Origin of the sequence: Pontibacterium sp. (assembly GCF_041587635.1) — a bacterium.
GTDB lineage: Bacteria > Pseudomonadota > Gammaproteobacteria > Pseudomonadales > Balneatricaceae > Pontibacterium.
On sequence record NZ_JBFGYC010000036.1, the window covers coordinates 1 to 15178 of the forward strand.

General features: G+C 53.5%; 16 protein-coding genes. 15 read left to right on the forward strand and 1 reads right to left on the reverse strand.

Going from position 1 to position 15178, the window contains the following annotated elements:
* The coding region (locus tag ABYW01_RS03685; RefSeq protein ID WP_372831179.1) for an ATP-binding protein at positions 1 to 1324 on the forward strand (1324 nt) is incomplete at its 5' end.
* Entirely contained in the window at positions 1321 to 2232 is a 912-nt protein-coding gene (locus ABYW01_RS03690; RefSeq protein WP_372831180.1) for a response regulator, read from the forward strand. The genes ABYW01_RS03685 and ABYW01_RS03690, both read left to right, overlap by 4 nt.
* An 11-nt stretch (positions 2233 to 2243) precedes the next feature.
* Here ABYW01_RS03690 and ABYW01_RS03695 read toward each other — a convergent pair whose 3' ends face one another.
* Entirely contained in the window at positions 2244 to 2708 is a 465-nt protein-coding gene (locus ABYW01_RS03695) for a DUF6714 family protein (RefSeq protein WP_372831181.1), read from the reverse strand.
* Positions 2709 to 3114: 406 nt separating this feature from the next.
* Between ABYW01_RS03695 and urtA the strand changes: the two genes are divergently transcribed.
* The 13 genes from urtA to ABYW01_RS03760 all read left to right on the forward strand — a co-directional run bounded on the left by urtA (position 3115) and on the right by ABYW01_RS03760 (position 14576).
* A complete protein-coding gene (urtA, locus tag ABYW01_RS03700) occupies positions 3115 to 4398 on the forward strand; it encodes an urea ABC transporter substrate-binding protein (protein WP_372831182.1) in 1284 nt (427 codons plus the stop codon).
* 138 nt (positions 4399 to 4536) lie between these two features.
* Positions 4537 to 6183: an urea ABC transporter permease subunit UrtB gene (gene urtB, locus ABYW01_RS03705; protein ID WP_372831183.1), complete on the forward strand. Its 1647-nt coding sequence runs from the start codon at positions 4537 to 4539 to the stop codon at positions 6181 to 6183.
* On the forward strand, positions 6180 to 7325 hold the full coding sequence (urtC, locus tag ABYW01_RS03710; protein WP_372831184.1) for an urea ABC transporter permease subunit UrtC: 1146 nt from the start codon (positions 6180 to 6182) through the stop codon (positions 7323 to 7325). The genes urtB and urtC overlap by 4 nt, the downstream gene beginning before the upstream one ends.
* Positions 7322 to 8155: an urea ABC transporter ATP-binding protein UrtD gene (urtD, locus tag ABYW01_RS03715; RefSeq protein WP_372831185.1), complete on the forward strand. Its 834-nt coding sequence runs from the start codon at positions 7322 to 7324 to the stop codon at positions 8153 to 8155. The genes urtC and urtD overlap by 4 nt, the downstream gene beginning before the upstream one ends.
* Positions 8152 to 8847, forward strand: coding sequence for an urea ABC transporter ATP-binding subunit UrtE (urtE, locus tag ABYW01_RS03720; protein ID WP_372831186.1), 696 nt, complete (start codon positions 8152 to 8154; stop codon positions 8845 to 8847). Before urtD ends, urtE begins: the two co-directional genes overlap by 4 nt.
* A 10-nt stretch (positions 8848 to 8857) precedes the next feature.
* Complete coding sequence (locus tag ABYW01_RS03725) at positions 8858 to 9748, forward strand: urease accessory protein UreD (RefSeq protein ID WP_372831187.1); 891 nt, start codon at positions 8858 to 8860, stop codon at positions 9746 to 9748.
* 52 nt (positions 9749 to 9800) lie between these two features.
* Positions 9801 to 10103 (forward strand): urease subunit gamma, encoded by a 303-nt coding sequence (locus ABYW01_RS03730; RefSeq protein ID WP_372831188.1) that lies wholly within the window; start codon positions 9801 to 9803, stop codon positions 10101 to 10103.
* Positions 10104 to 10144: 41 nt separating this feature from the next.
* Positions 10145 to 10468: an urease subunit beta gene (locus ABYW01_RS03735; RefSeq protein WP_372831189.1), complete on the forward strand. Its 324-nt coding sequence runs from the start codon at positions 10145 to 10147 to the stop codon at positions 10466 to 10468.
* Entirely contained in the window at positions 10465 to 12171 is a 1707-nt protein-coding gene (gene ureC, locus ABYW01_RS03740) for an urease subunit alpha (RefSeq protein ID WP_372831190.1), read from the forward strand. Before ABYW01_RS03735 ends, ureC begins: the two co-directional genes overlap by 4 nt.
* Positions 12172 to 12202: 31 nt before the next feature.
* Positions 12203 to 12646, forward strand: a complete 444-nt coding sequence (ureE, locus tag ABYW01_RS03745; RefSeq protein ID WP_372831191.1) for an urease accessory protein UreE — start codon at positions 12203 to 12205, stop codon at positions 12644 to 12646.
* The gene (locus ABYW01_RS03750; protein ID WP_372831192.1) at positions 12627 to 13304 is read left to right on the forward strand and encodes an urease accessory protein UreF; all 678 of its coding nucleotides are present in this window, start codon (positions 12627 to 12629) and stop codon (positions 13302 to 13304) included. The genes ureE and ABYW01_RS03750 overlap by 20 nt, the downstream gene beginning before the upstream one ends.
* A gap of 12 nt (positions 13305 to 13316) precedes the next feature.
* Positions 13317 to 13964 carry an urease accessory protein UreG gene (ureG, locus tag ABYW01_RS03755; protein WP_372831193.1) on the forward strand — a complete coding sequence of 216 codons (648 nt, stop codon included), beginning with the start codon at positions 13317 to 13319 and terminating at the stop codon, positions 13962 to 13964.
* A gap of 33 nt (positions 13965 to 13997) precedes the next feature.
* A complete protein-coding gene (locus ABYW01_RS03760; protein WP_372831194.1) occupies positions 13998 to 14576 on the forward strand; it encodes a HupE/UreJ family protein in 579 nt (192 codons plus the stop codon).
* Positions 14577 to 15178 lie beyond the last annotated feature (602 nt).

Below are 15178 nucleotides of genomic sequence, written 5' to 3' on the forward strand. Positions count from 1 at the left end.
CCAGCTGTTATCTGAAAAGCAGGATATGGCGGAAGAGCATAAACGGGGTCTGAAAATCATCCACCGCAGCGGACAGTATCTGACGGATCTGATCGAAGGGTTGTTGGATATCTCTAAAATCGAAGCGGGGCGTCTGGACCTGTTTCGTAATCAGACCAAGCTGCCCGAGCTGATTGATCAGCTGTCTCAGATGTTCAGTGTGCAGGCAGCGAACAAAAATGTGCGTCTCAGATGTCAGATTCACAACCCGCTGCCTGATCTGGTCATCACCGATGAAAAACGCCTGCGTCAGATATTGATCAATCTGCTCTCGAATGCAGTGAAATACACTCCCCAGGGGCAGGTGGATTTCGAGATTACCTACCGCAATCAGGTGGCCGAGTTTTGTATTCGGGATACCGGCCCGGGGATTGATGAAGAGAATCTGGCGCGTATTTTTGATCCCTTTGAACGGGTGCGCAATACCGAAACCGCCAACCTGCCGGGGACGGGGTTGGGGCTCACTATTGTTAAGCTGCTGACGGAAATTATGGGCGGTGATCTACAGGTAAAAAGTCAGGTGGGCGAGGGCACTGAGTTTCGCGTCAGCCTGTTGCTGCCGTGGGTGGATCAGGCAACAGTGGATCAGGCGGTAGCAGGTGAGACCAAGCTGAAAACGGTGATCGGTTATGAAGGTTATCAGCGCACTATCTGTCTGGTGGATGATGATCCCGTGCTAAGGGGGCTATTGGCCGATCTGCTGGTGCCTCTGGGCTTTAATACACTGGAGGCACATGACGCGCCCAGTTGCCTGAAGTTATTGGATTCCGTGCGGCCTGATCTGTTTCTGCTGGATATCTCCATGCCCGGTATGAGCGGACTGGAGTTGGCAGAAACTCTCCGAACACGGGGAGTTTCTGCACCTATTGTGATGCTGTCTGCCGATGCGCAGGAGAGTAACCGTGCTATCGACTATCAGCATCGCTACGACGACTATCTGATCAAACCGGTCAGCAATCATATCCTGCTGGACAAGGCCGCCCAGCATCTGGAACTGGAATGGATCTATCGCAATGTGGAAACCGCAGAGCCAACGGCGGCTGTAACTGCACCAACCCCAACGGTTAACGCGTTAGAACCTGGAGTGACTCTGCCTAAGCACGCGTTATTGCTGGAACTGAAAGCGTTTGCGGAGATGGGTTATCGAAAGGGCGTGAACGTCAGTCTGAATCAAATCGAACAGGAAGGGTTGCTGAACGCTGAGGTGTTTAGCCATTTGAAACAGCTCACTGACAGCTTCCAGCTGGAAAAACTCGCACACTATATTGAGGCAAAGTCGACATGAACACAGCGATAGGGAAAGAGATTGTACTGGTGGTGGATGACTCGCCGGATGCGCTGAGTCTGATCAACGATGCGCTGGAGCAGGCGGGGATGGATGTGTTGGTCGCTCTGGAAGGGCGTCAGGCGCTGACGATCGCGCAGCGGATTCGCCCCGACATTATCCTGCTGGATGCCATCATGCCGAACATGGACGGATTCGATACCTGTCGGGCACTCAAGGCTGATCCCGCTCTGGCGAGTATTCCGGTGATCTTTATGACCGGCCTGACCGATACCCGTGATGTGGTGAAAGGTCTGGAAGCGGGTGGGGTGGATTACCTGACTAAGCCGATAAACCCGAGCGAACTCCTGGCGCGGATGAAAGTGCATCTCGCTAATGCCCGTCAGACCGTGAGTGTGCATTCCGCGCTGGATGACAGCGGCCAACACCTGATGACGGTGAACCCTAGCGGTGAAGTTCAGTGGGGCACACCACAGGCCTATGCACTGTTGGCGAAAGCGCAGGTCGATCTGGACTGGCAAAATAAACATCTGGGCGCTCAGATCAACCAGTGGCTGGAAACTCCGGAACTGGCGCAGCAGCAGGCACTAAAATTACGCCATCTATCCTATCCACTGGAACTTAAGCTCGTGGCAATGCATGACAACGGCGAGGTGCTGGTGCGTCTGATCGATGGTGAGCGTCCTACCGGAGCAAGCCTGCTCAAGATCAAACTGAGCGTCACCGAACGGGAGTCTGAAGTCTTACACTGGATCGCCAATGGCAAAACCAATCGTGAAATTGCAGAGATACTAGAGATGAGCCCGCGTACGGTGAATAAACATCTGGAACAGATCTTTCCCAAACTGGGAGTTGAAAATCGCACAGCGGCGGCGGGAGTGGCGTTGAGGTTACTATCGGTGGAGTAGCCCAAGGCGTTTTACTTGTTCGATTCCTTTGCCCAATAGTCGTTAAGCACATGCTTAATGGAAGGATGATCAAACGCATACTCATCGTTTTCAAGGCACCATTTCAAATACATCACCACTGATTTGCGTTGGATGTTACTTAGTGTGCTGAATCTGGATATCGAGTATTCATCTGGCTGAATAAGATGAAATATGGGGTCGTCTACTTCATTTCTGATGCTGCCAATGATGAAGGCGGGTAGATGAAATCGCATTCCGTCCGCATCAAAAAAAGAAAGGCTGCTATGACAGCGTTGTAAGTCATCATAATTGAGCGCTCTCCAGTCTTCTTTTTGGTCTCTTTCGCGGTTTTTAACCTGCACGTCTTTGGATTCATAGTCATCAATCGCTTGTGCTTCCCACAGACCGATTCCGTTTCCAAGCGTGACTCCTACAAAAGCAGACGTTATCTCTTTTTCAATGCTGTCTTTGTTCATTGGCAATCCAATATGTTGGTACGAGCCCTGTTTCTGTTTCTCACGCGCCTCGGTGGAAATTCACAAACGGCTACAGTGATACATTGTATATCACTGCTGTATTGCTGCGGTTAACCTGTATCACCGTCTGCATTCCCACGCGGGGCATGGGAACGAGAAGTGAGGTGGTCTGACTGCGTATACTGGTTCCCATGGTCCTCCGTGGGAATCCATACAGTGGGTGAGGGCACACGCACTGCTTGCACTTCGCCCCTATACGTCAAATGACGTACCTGTCTGCGTTAATCGCCCGATACCCGCAATCGCCCATATTCAATAGTCTGGATGCAATACAAAACCGTTTCGCAGCAAGGTGTAAGCGGAGCCGTGTGATGTAACCAATTCTCAAATGAAGGGTAGATCAGGTATGAAAATCAAAAGCATCGTGACCGGTATTGCACTCTCAATGGGCGCTTCTGTTATCAGCATCAGTGCGGTGGCAGGCGATACGATCAAAGTGGGCGTGTTGCACTCTCTGTCTGGGACTATGGCGATCAGTGAAACCACGCTGAAGGACACGGTCCTGATGATGGTGGAGGAGCAGAACAAGAAAGGGGGTCTGCTGGGCAAGAAGCTGGAAGCGGTGGTGGTTGATCCTGCCTCAAACTGGCCTTTGTTTGCAGAAAAGGCGCGTGAGCTGCTGACTCAGGAAGAAGTGGATGTGATCTTTGGTTGCTGGACGTCGGTATCCCGTAAGTCTGTTTTGCCGGTAATTGAAGAGCTGAACGGTTTGATGTTCTACCCGGTGCAGTACGAAGGTGAAGAGTCTTCCAAAAATGTCTTCTACACCGGCGCAGCGCCAAACCAGCAGGCAGTCCCTGCGGTGGATTATCTGGCGGACGAGCTGGGCGTCGAGCGTTGGGTACTGGCGGGTACGGATTACGTTTACCCACGAACCACCAACAAGATACTGGCGGCATACCTGAAGTCTAAAGGTGTGGCTGACGAAGATATCATGGTGAATTACACGCCGTTTGGTCACTCCGACTGGCAGTCTATCGTCTCTGATATCAAGAAGTTTGGCAGCGCCGGCAAAAAGACCGCTGTGGTCTCTACCATCAACGGTGATGCCAACGTTCCGTTCTACAAAGAGTTGGGTAACCAGGGCGTATCCTCTGAAGATATCCCGGTTGTTGCGTTCTCTGTTGGTGAAGAGGAACTGTCCGGTATTGATACCAAACCACTGGTTGGCCATCTGGCTGCATGGAACTACTTCCAGAGTGTTGATAACGAAGCGAACTCCGCCTTTATCAATAAATGGAAAGCTTTCACCAGTGCGGATCGCGTGACCAATGACCCAATGGAAGCGACCTATATTGGCTTCAACATGTGGGCAAATGCGGTGAAAAAGGCAGGTTCTACCGAAGTGGATGCGGTTGAACAGGCGATGATCGGTCAGGAAACCCCTAACCTGACAGGCGGCACGGCAGTGATGAACAAGAACCACCACCTGAGCAAGCCGGTACTGATCGGTGAGATTCAGGATGACGGTCAGCTGGAAGTGGTTTGGGAGACGGAAGGTGTTGTACCGGGTGATGCATGGTCCGACTACCTGCCGGGTTCTAAAGATCTGATCTCTGACTGGACCTCTCCGGTGAAATGCGGCAACTACAACACCCAGACTCAGGCGTGTGTTGCTCAGGCTAAATAAGCGGTATCCCTCGCAGTTGCTACGTGATCTGTTTATCGCAGGTACGTAGCCCCATGTGGCACCCGATGGACTGTCGGGCGCCACGTTCTCTTTCTTTTGCTTATGTTTCCCGAGCAAACCCTATTTTGGAGAAGATCCATGAGACGCTTGCTAGCGATAGTTTGCTGCTTTTTGGCTGCGTCATTTATCTCCGTTCAGGCAGCTGAATTCACACACTCTGCCCAAACTTCTTCCTCTGCTTCAGCAGCGGGATCGTCGGTGACGACAGAATCCCTGTTGCTGGAGCTGACACAGGTAAAACTGTCCAAGGCACTGCCCGTATTGAAACAGCTTGAACAGGTCGGTGGCGTAAACGTGTTGCCACTGTTCAAGACGATGCTGGCGGGTGAGCTGTATTTTGTAAAAACCAGTAAACAGGTGGTGGGTTATAAAAAAGTGAACGGCGATGCTGTCATCGAAGATCCGTTTACCGCCGAACCGCTCTCTGATCTGACCAAAAAACAGATTAAAAAAATACGTGTGAACAATCGATTGCGCGTGTATCTGCGCGGTGTGATTGCCCGTCTGCAGATTAGCCATCCCGACGCTGAGCAGCGTTTATCGGCAGTACGTTCTCTGCTGAGTGATTTGGATGCTTCTACGGTTGCGACGATTCAGGATGCTCGCTTATCGGAAGAAAACCGCGACGTGCAGGCGATGATGGATCTGGCGCTGGCGATGCACCAAACCGAATCGACGGTGGCAGCGGAGCGACTGGCCGCCGTTAACGTGTTGGCGGACAGTCTGGAAAATGATGTCCGTAACCGACTGACCGCACTGGCGGCGCACGATCCACAAAAGGAAGTGAAAGCGGCGGCGAACAAGGCGCTGGATTCGATCAATCAACGGATCGAAGTCTATGACTTTGTTGATCAGCTGTTTTTTGGTTTGAGTCTTGGCTCGGTGCTGTTGCTGGCGGCGATTGGTCTGGCGATCACCTTTGGGGTGATGGGCGTGATCAATATGGCCCACGGCGAAATGATCATGCTGGGCGCCTACACCACCTATGTGGTGCAGCTGATGATGCCCAATGCGATTGAATACTCCCTGTGGGTGGCGATTCCGCTGGCGTTTCTGGTATCCGGTCTGGTGGGTGTGATGATTGAGCGGGGCGTAATTCGCTTCCTGCACGGACGTCCGTTGGAAACCTTGCTGGCGACCTTTGGTATCAGCCTGATCTTGCAGCAGCTGGTGCGTTCGGTGTTCTCTCCGCTGAACCGTCAGGTGGCAACACCGGAGTGGATGAGTGGTTCGCTGGATATCAATCCGGTGCTGAGTTTAACCCTCAACCGCTTATATATTCTGGCGTTTGCGCTGTTGGTCTTTTGCCTATTGCTGATCATCCTGCGTAAGACCTCGCTGGGGCTTAACGTCCGTGCTGTATCGCAGAACCGAAATATGGCGAAAGCGATGGGTATTCGTACTGATTGGGTCGATGCGATGACCTTTGGTCTGGGTTCGGGTATCGCGGGTGTCGCCGGTGTTGCATTGAGTCAGCTGACCAATGTCGGGCCGAATCTGGGGCAGGCCTACATCATCGACTCCTTTATGGTGGTGGTGTTTGGTGGCGTTGGAAACCTTTGGGGCACGCTGGTGGCGGCATTCTCACTAGGTATCGCCAACAAATTCCTGGAGCCGGTCACCGGTGCTGTACTCGCCAGTATCTTCGTACTGGTATTTATCATCCTCTTTATTCAGAAACGTCCTAAGGGCTTGTTCCCGCAGAAAGGGAGGGCCGCAGAATGAATCAATTAATGCGTTTTAGTCGCCTGCACGGCGACAGTAAAGTCGCTCCATTCGTTGCCATTCTGGTGATCCTGACGGTACTGGCCTCCGCGGGCAATCTGTTGATGCCGCAGGATTCGGTGTTCTACGTCAGCACCTACACCATCACCTTGCTGGGCAAATATCTGTGTTACGCAATGCTGGCATTGGCCGTAGATGTGATCTGGGGATATTGCGGCATTCTGAGTCTGGGACACGGTGCATTTTTCGCGCTGGGTGGATACGCCATGGGCATGTATCTGATGCGTCAGATCGGTGATCGGGGTGTCTACGGTAATCCTGAACTACCGGACTTTATGGTGTTCCTCAACTGGACGGAACTGCCGTGGTTCTGGTCGGGTATGGATCAGTTCTGGTTCGCCATGTTGATGGTGCTGCTGGTGCCGGGTGTACTGGCCTTTGTATTCGGTTGGCTGGCGTTCCGTTCCCGTGTGACCGGGGTGTATCTGTCGATCATGACACAGGCGCTGACCTATGCATTGCTGCTGGCGTTCTTCCGTAACGAGATGGGGTTTGGTGGCAACAACGGTCTGACCGACTTCAAAGACATCCTTGGATTTGATCTGCAATCGGATAACACCCGGGTGGCGCTGTTTGCGATTACCGCACTCTTGCTGGCGGTGATCTTTGTTATCAGTCACAAGATTCTGCAATCCCGTCTTGGCAAGGTGATTGTCGCTATCCGCGATGGTGAGAGCCGTGCCCGTTTTCTGGGCTATCGCACGGAACGTTACAAGGTCTGGTTGTTTGTCTATTCCGCTGCGATTGCTGCCATTGCCGGTGCGCTTTACGTACCGCAGGTGGGCATTATCAATCCGGGTGAATTCTCTCCGCTGAACTCGATTGAGATCGTGATCTGGGTTGCGGTGGGCGGACGTGGCACGCTGATCGGTGCGATTGTCGGTGCCTTACTGGTGAACTACGCCAAGACCAAGTTCACCGCCATTATGCCGGACGGTTGGTTGTTTGCGCTGGGTGCGTTGTTTGTGCTGGTCACGCTGTTCCTGCCGCAAGGTTTGGTGGGGCTGTTTAAGAAGCTGACGCAGAAAAAGGCAGCGGTCGCAGAGCAATCATCGGGCATTGCTGAGGAGGGCAAAGCATGAACACGCTGAATAATATTCGTGAGGTCATGCGCCGTGATCGGGTGTGGTCCTATCTGGAAGATGACCAGCCCGCGGTGGATGTCTCCCACAACGTCATTTTGTATGTGGAAGGTCTGAATCTGAGCTTTGATGGGTTTAAAGCCCTCAATGACCTGAATCTGTATGTGAATGATGGCGAGCTGCGTTGCCTGATCGGTGCCAACGGCGCGGGTAAAACCACGCTGATGGATGTGATCACCGGTAAGACGCCGTGTGATTCCGGCACCGTGTATTTCGGTCAGAGTATCAACTTGTTGCAACACGACGAGGCGGATATCGCGCAGCTGGGTATTGGACGCAAGTTCCAGAAACCCACCGTGTTCGAAGCGCATTCCGTGTTCGACAATCTTGAACTGTCGCTGAAACAGCACAAAGCGGTCTTACCGATCCTGTTTGCAAAACTGAGCCCCAGCGAGATCGATCTGATCGATCATGTTTTGGGCGTGATTGGACTGAAAGAGCAGCGCTTCATGCAAGCCGGTGCGTTATCCCACGGCCAGAAACAGTGGCTGGAGATCGGTATGTTGCTGGTCGCCGAGCCGCGTTTACTGCTGATCGATGAACCGGTTGCAGGGATGACAGCACAGGAAACGGACCGTACCGCTGAGTTGCTGACCTCGCTGGCGGGTGAGCACACGGTGATTGTGGTGGAACACGATATGGAATTTGTACGCAGTATCGCCCGTACCGTGACTGTGCTGCATCAGGGTCATGTGCTGGCAGAGGGTACTATGGATCAGGTGCAGAACAACCCTGATGTGATCGAAGTGTATCTGGGAGAAGCGCCATGATCTCTATTTCCAACCTCAACCAGCGTTACGGCGGCACGCAGATTCTGTGGGATCTGAATCTGGATATTAAACCCGGCTCCTGCACCTGCATTATGGGTCGCAACGGGGTGGGTAAAACCACTTTGCTGAAATGTCTGATGGGCTTGTTGCCGGTGCAAAGTGGCGACATCTTGCTGAACGACGAGCCGTTGCAGAACAAACCGGCTGAGTATCGTGCCCCTGCCGGTATCGGCTATGTACCGCAGGGACGGGATATCTTCCCCATGCTGACGGTCGAGGAAAATCTGCGGATTGGCTTGCCGATTCGAAAAGACAAAGCGAAAGAGGTTCCCGAGAAGATCTTCGAACTCTTTCCCGTATTAAAAGAGATGCTGCACCGGCGCGGGGGTGACCTGTCCGGTGGTCAGCAGCAACAGCTGGCGATTGGTCGTGCTCTGGTGCTGGAGCCTAAAGTGCTGATTCTGGATGAACCCAACGAAGGGATTCAGCCCAACATCGTGCAACAGATTGGCGATGTGATCCTCAAGCTCAATCAGGAAGAGGGGCTGACGGTGATTCTGGTGGAGCAGAAGCTGGGCTTTGCCCGTCGGGTGGGTAAAGAGTTCCGCCTGATGGAGAAAGGCCGCGTGGTTGCCAGCGACCAGATGGCGAATCTGAGTGAAGAGCTGATCCGTCAGTATCTGGCGGTATAGCGGGCTGCGTATGAACAATCGAGCGGTGATCACATCTGATCAGGAATCCCAAAGCACAGCGGGGTGCTGGCAGGCAGAGCTATCGCTGGGACTGGCAAAAACGGTGCGTGGTACGGTGCTGAAAACGTGCAGGCACCGGGGACCTTTGTACGTGCAGAAAGCGTTTTACCCGGAAGGGCGTGAGCTGGCGCATCTGTATCTGTTGCATCCCCCCGGGGGCATGGTCTCCGGTGATGATCTGCAGATTAGTGTGACGGTGGCTGACGGTGCACATGCGCTGATTACCACACCCGGTGCGGGGCGAGTCTATCGGGCGCGCCCGGATCGAACCTTACAGCAGCAGGGGATCAACCTTCAGCTGCACCCGAACAGCACCCTGGAATGGCTGCCGCTGGAAAACATTATCTATCCCGGTGCTTATACCCGCCTGAATATGGATGTGCATCTGGCGGAAGAGAGCCACTTCATTGGCTGGGAAATTACCTGTTTGGGTCTGAAAGCCAGTGGGCAACCGTTTGACTCCGGTGAGATGGATCAGCGTTTACAGATCTTCCGCAAAGGGCGGCTCAAGGTGCGGGAAAACCTGCGGTTGGAAGAGCAGCAAACGGTTGCGAACGCGACGGCGGGCTTGGCCGGTCATAGTGTGAATGCGCTGTTAGTGGCGGGTCCGTTTGATGATGCTGAGAGTGTTGAGGTGTTGCTGGATGGGGTGCGAGCCGAATGTGATGGAATCAGACGTCCGGCGCTGGCAGCGGTCAGTCTGAACGCTGAATTTTTGCAGGTTCGGTATCTCGGCGATTGCTCCGAAGAAGCGCGTTTGTTGTTTACCCGCTGCTGGCACCGGATACGTCCCGAACTGTTGCAGCGGTCTGGCTGTGAGCCGCGTATCTGGGCGACCTGAAATACCTAATTTGAACCGACACCGCAGCGCTAGCGAGCGAAAGAGGTGAGTGATGGAACTGTTACCAAGAGAGAAAGACAAGCTGTTGGTGTTTACCGCCGCACTGTTGGCGGAGCGCCGCTTAAACCGTGGCCTGAAACTGAATTATCCCGAAGCGATGGCCTTTATCACCATGGAGATCATCGAAGGTGCCCGTGACGGTAAAACCGTAGCTGAGTTGATGAGCTTTGGTAAAAACCTGCTTAACGCCGATCAGGTGATGGACGGGGTACCCGAGCTGATTCACGAGGTGCAGGTGGAAGCGACCTTCCCTGACGGCACCAAGTTGGTCACGGTGCATAACCCGATCAACTGATCCGCCCGTGCATGGGTGTGTGGGAATTAAGGAGACAAGCAATGATTCCAGGTGAAATACAGGCCGCAGAGGGCCGTATCGAACTGAACGTGGGCCGTAAAACGCTCACCTTGCGGGTGGAAAACAGCGGTGATCGTCCGGTTCAAGTGGGCTCGCATTATCACTTTTACGAGGTGAATCCATCCCTCAATTTTGAACGTGAGCAAACCAAGGGTTACCGCCTGAATATTGCCTCGGGCACGGCCGTTCGGTTTGAACCCGGTCAGGGCCGTGAGGTTGAGCTGGTGGAGTATGCGGGCACGAAGACTATCTATGGCTTTCGTGGTGATGTGATGGGTTCGTTGGTGGCGGAGGATTCAGCATGAGCAGTATGGATCGCAGCAGTTACGCGCAGATGTTTGGCCCAACGACTGGCGACCGTGTGCGTTTGGGAGATACCGATATCTGGATTCAGGTGGAAAAGGATTTCACCGAGTACGGCGATGAGGTGAAGTTTGGTGGCGGTAAAGTGATCCGTGACGGCATGGGGCAGAGTCAGGTCACCAATGATGTAGCGGTGGATCTGGTGATCACCAATGCGCTGATCCTTGATCACTGGGGCATTGTGAAAGCCGATATCGGAGTGAAAGCAGGCCGTATCTATAAAGTCGGTAAAGCGGGCAATCCTGATGTGCAGGACAACGTTGATATTGTGATCGGTCCCGGCACCGAAGTGATTGCGGGGGAAGGATCGATTATCACCGCGGGTGGTATCGATGCCCATATCCACTTTATCTGCCCGCAGCAGATTGAAGAAGCGCTGATGTCGGGTGTGACCACCATGATTGGTGGTGGCACCGGTCCAGCCACCGGCACGAATGCAACAACCTGTACGCCGGGTCCGTGGAATATGGGCAAAATGCTTCAGGCGACTGACAGCATGCCGATGAATCTGGGCTTTTTAGGTAAGGGTAATGCCAGCTTGCCTGAGGCATTGGAAGAACAGTTAGAAGCCGGTGCCTGCGGCCTGAAGCTGCACGAAGACTGGGGCACCACGCCTGCCGCGATCGATTGCTGTCTGAGTGTGGCGGAAAAATACGATGTGCAGGTGGCGATCCATACCGACACCCTGAACGAATCCGGATTTGTTGATGACACGCTGGGCGCGTTTAAAGATCGGGTGATCCATACCTATCATACGGAAGGCGCGGGCGGCGGGCATGCACCGGATATTATCCGCGCCTGCGCGCATCCGAATGTATTGCCGTCCTCGACCAATCCAACCCGTCCTTACACCCACAACACGGTGGATGAGCATCTGGATATGTTGATGGTGTGTCATCACCTCGACAGCAATATCCCGGAAGATGTGGCCTTTGCGGACTCGCGTATTCGTAAAGAAACCATCGCTGCAGAAGATATCTTCCACGATCGGGGGGCGTTTAGCATGATCTCGTCCGATTCGCAGGCGATGGGGCGAGTCGGTGAAGTGGTGACCCGTACGTGGCAAACCGCTCATAAAATGAAAACCCAGTTTGGTCTGCTGGCCGAAGATCTGGCGTTAGGCGCGGATAACTTTCGCGCCAAACGCTATATCGCCAAGTACACCATCAATCCGGCGATCACCCACGGTCTGGCCCATGAGATCGGTTCGATTGAAGCGGGCAAACTGGCTGATCTGGTGTTGTGGAAACCGGCGTTCTTTGGCGTGAAACCCACGATGATCCTGAAAGGTGGCATGATCGCCGCCGCGCAGATGGGTGATCCCAATGCGTCTATCCCCACCCCGCAACCTGTGCACTATCGCCCGATGTTTGCATCCTTTGGTCAGGCACCTGCGCATACCTGCGTCACCTTTGTATCTCAGGCCGCACTGGACAATAACATTGGCGAATCTCTGGGGCTTAAACGTCGTTTATCCGCCTGCAAAAATACCCGCAATATCAGTAAAGCAGACATGATTCTGAACGACTGGATGCCGGATATCACGGTTGATCCGCAAACCTATGAAGTGCGCGCAGACGGTGAATTGCTGTCCTGCGAACCCGCTGAGAGGTTGCCGTTGGCGCAGCTCTATACCTTGTTTTGAAACCTGTAGAGACGTTGAAAGAGGAAGAACAATGTTAGAAATCTATGAGCGTCTGGGTACTCACTGCCATCACGCCGCCGATGCGGTGGTGGTACTCAGCCATGAGCAGCGAGATCGGGGGCGTTTACGTCTCACCAGTGAAACAGGTGAAGAGGTCCGTGTCTTTCTGGAGCGTGGCAAACCACTGTTGGTGGGTGAGTTCCTGAAAACCCAGTGTGGTCGTTACGTCAAAGTGGAAGGTGCGGTGGAAACCGTTGCCCATGCGACCTGTGACGACTGGCATACCTTTGCCCGTGCTTGTTATCACCTGGGCAATCGCCACGTGAAAATTGAAGTGGGTGAGCGTTGGTTACGTATCAAGCCTGACCATGTGCTGGAAGAGATGCTGGTACTGCTGGGGTTGGTGGTGAGTCATGAAGAGCAGGTGTTTGTCCCAGAATCCGGAGCCTACAGTCATGGACATCACCACCACTGATCATGCCCTGCTGCGGTTGCTGCAACTGAGCAGTGTGAGTTTGCCGGTGGGAGGTTATGCCTTCTCGCAAGGGTTGGAATACGTCATCGATACCGGATGGATTCGGAATCAGGCGCAGGTCGAAGGCTGGCTGGAGACGCAGTTGCTGCATTCAGTGGCTCAGGTGGATCTGCCGCTGTTACGTCTGATGATGGCGGCTGCCGCCGAGCAGGATTTTCAGGCATTGCAGCGGTTGAATGATCTGGCATTGGCCTGCCGCGAAACTAAAGAACTGCGACTCACTGATACCGCGATGGGTGAAGCGCTGGGGCGCTTGATGACCAGTCTGGAGATCCCGCTGCCTTTTGCGCGCGGTGAAGCGGTGAGTTTTATCACCCTGTTTGCGGTGGCTGCGGTTCATTGGCAGATCAACTATCAAACTGCGGCACTGGGCTTTAGCTGGTCATGGTTGGAAAACCAGGTGGCAGCCGCGACCAAGCTGGTCCCACTAGGGCAGACACAAGCGCAGCTTTTACTCGGTGAGTTACAACCCGTTTTAACCCGTGCACTGCAAGCGGCTGAATCCCTGACAGAAGATCAGATTGGTGCCGGTTTGCCCGCACTGGCCATCGCCAGTGCGTTACACGAACAACAATATTCACGATTATTCAGATCCTGAAGAGGTCTTGTTATGCAGAAATCTAAACAAACATTGCGCGTTGGTGTGGGCGGCCCGGTAGGGTCCGGCAAAACCGCACTGTTGCGTTCCTTGTGTGCCGCGTTGCGCGAACATTATGAAATTGCCGTGGTGACCAACGATATCTATACACAGGAAGATGCCAAGTTCCTCACTCATCACGAAGCGTTGAGTGAGGACCGAATTATCGGTGTGGAAACCGGCGGTTGTCCACATACGGCCATTCGTGAAGATGCGTCGATGAATCTGGCGGCGATTGATCAGCTGGTCGCGCGTCATGGCGAGCTGGATGTGGTGTTTGTCGAGAGCGGTGGTGATAATCTCAGTGCGACGTTTAGTCCGGAGCTGTCTGACCTGACGATTTATGTGATCGACGTATCCGCGGGCGACAAAATTCCACGCAAAGGCGGGCCGGGAATCACCAAGTCTGATCTGCTGATCATCAACAAAACCGATCTGGCACCGCTGGTCGGTGCTTCGCTGGAGGTGATGGATGTGGATGCGCGTCGGATGCGCGGGGAACGTCCGTTTGTATTCTCCAACCTGAAACAGGCACAAGGCTTGGATGACATTATTAACTTTATCATCGCTGAAGGTATGTTGGACGCAAAACAGATTCCACCGGCAAAAGCGGTTGTTTAAGCACTGAATTAAAGAGATAGAGGAAGTAAGGCTATGAATAACAAATTGATCTCCAAAGGGCTGGTGGCTGCGCTGGTAGGTTCACTGTCGGTGCCGGCATTTGCGCATACAGGGGGCGATAGCGCGGGGCTGGTTCAGGGTTTTCTGCATCCGTTTACCGGGCTGGACCATCTGTTGATGATGCTAGCGGTCGGTCTGATTGCTGTGCGTATGGGCGGTAAACATCTGCGTGTACTGCCCGCTGTGTTTGGGGGCAGTCTGCTGGCGGGCGCGGTGCTGGGGATGAGCGGTTTCACTCTGGCGTTTGTGGAGCAGGGCATTCTGCTGTCGGTGGTGGTGTTGGGTTTGATGTTATCTGCGGTATTCAAATTTAATCTGGCGATCAGTTCGGTGCTAGTCGCCAGTTTTGCGCTGTTACATGGTGGTGCCATGGGTGCTGAAAGTGCCGGTGCGATGCTCACGACGGTTGCGGGCATACTGATGGCGAGTGGACTGATTCAACTGGTCGGTGCCGGATTGGGTAAGGTGATGCTGAACTATCGGTTTGATCGGTTATTGCGCACCTCGGGTGGCATCATTGCACTGCTGGGTGTTGTTATGAGCATGGCTTAAGTTTCATCTCATACATTGATCGTTATTTGAGGCCCTGCTGTTATAGAAAAAGCCTATGACTGTAGGGCCTTCTCCTGATCATCATCTCGTCTAGCGTTATCCGCTTTTTCTGTCACATCGTTAGTTAAAACATATCTTTAGGCTGTTCACGAAGGCATGCGGGAAAGAGATAAAGGCTATTCACCTTCTCTGTTGTGGGGCCGTTCTCACGCTGCCGGAACCCTATAAATTAAGGAACCTATCGCGGGCTATCAGGCTTGTGTTGTCACTCAATACACCCGATGTAGGGCAGCTTTTAAGCTGCCGGTCGGATGAATCCGACCCTACAAGTTATGGAATCTGTCGCGGGCTATCAGGCTTGTGTCGACACTCAATACACCCGATGTAGGGCAGTTTTTAAGCTGCCGGTCAGATGAATCCGACCCCACAAGTTATGGAATCTGTCGCGGGCTATCAGGCTTGTGTCGTCACTCAATACACCCGATGTAGGGCAGCTTTTAAGCTGCCGGTCGGATGAATCCGACCCTACAAGTTACGGAATCCGTCGCGGGCTATCAGGCTTGTGTTGTCACTCAATACACCCGATGTAGGGCAGCTTTTAA

What these genes read in the sequence shown, in the direction of transcription:
- ABYW01_RS03690 (WP_372831180.1), top strand. Translation starts at nt 1,321, where the DNA reads ATGAACACAGCGATAGGGAAAGAGATTGTACTGGTGGTGGATGACTCG.
- ABYW01_RS03695 (WP_372831181.1), bottom strand. Translation starts at nt 2,708, where the DNA reads ATGAACAAAGACAGCATTGAAAAAGAGATAACGTCTGCTTTTGTAGGA.
- urtA (WP_372831182.1), top strand. Translation starts at nt 3,115, where the DNA reads ATGAAAATCAAAAGCATCGTGACCGGTATTGCACTCTCAATGGGCGCT.
- urtB (WP_372831183.1), top strand. Translation starts at nt 4,537, where the DNA reads ATGAGACGCTTGCTAGCGATAGTTTGCTGCTTTTTGGCTGCGTCATTT.
- urtC (WP_372831184.1), top strand. Translation starts at nt 6,180, where the DNA reads ATGAATCAATTAATGCGTTTTAGTCGCCTGCACGGCGACAGTAAAGTC.
- urtD (WP_372831185.1), top strand. Translation starts at nt 7,322, where the DNA reads ATGAACACGCTGAATAATATTCGTGAGGTCATGCGCCGTGATCGGGTG.
- urtE (WP_372831186.1), top strand. Translation starts at nt 8,152, where the DNA reads ATGATCTCTATTTCCAACCTCAACCAGCGTTACGGCGGCACGCAGATT.
- ABYW01_RS03725 (WP_372831187.1), top strand. Translation starts at nt 8,858, where the DNA reads ATGAACAATCGAGCGGTGATCACATCTGATCAGGAATCCCAAAGCACA.
- ABYW01_RS03730 (WP_372831188.1), top strand. Translation starts at nt 9,801, where the DNA reads ATGGAACTGTTACCAAGAGAGAAAGACAAGCTGTTGGTGTTTACCGCC.
- ABYW01_RS03735 (WP_372831189.1), top strand. Translation starts at nt 10,145, where the DNA reads ATGATTCCAGGTGAAATACAGGCCGCAGAGGGCCGTATCGAACTGAAC.
- ureC (WP_372831190.1), top strand. Translation starts at nt 10,465, where the DNA reads ATGAGCAGTATGGATCGCAGCAGTTACGCGCAGATGTTTGGCCCAACG.
- ureE (WP_372831191.1), top strand. Translation starts at nt 12,203, where the DNA reads ATGTTAGAAATCTATGAGCGTCTGGGTACTCACTGCCATCACGCCGCC.
- ABYW01_RS03750 (WP_372831192.1), top strand. Translation starts at nt 12,627, where the DNA reads ATGGACATCACCACCACTGATCATGCCCTGCTGCGGTTGCTGCAACTG.
- ureG (WP_372831193.1), top strand. Translation starts at nt 13,317, where the DNA reads ATGCAGAAATCTAAACAAACATTGCGCGTTGGTGTGGGCGGCCCGGTA.
- ABYW01_RS03760 (WP_372831194.1), top strand. Translation starts at nt 13,998, where the DNA reads ATGAATAACAAATTGATCTCCAAAGGGCTGGTGGCTGCGCTGGTAGGT.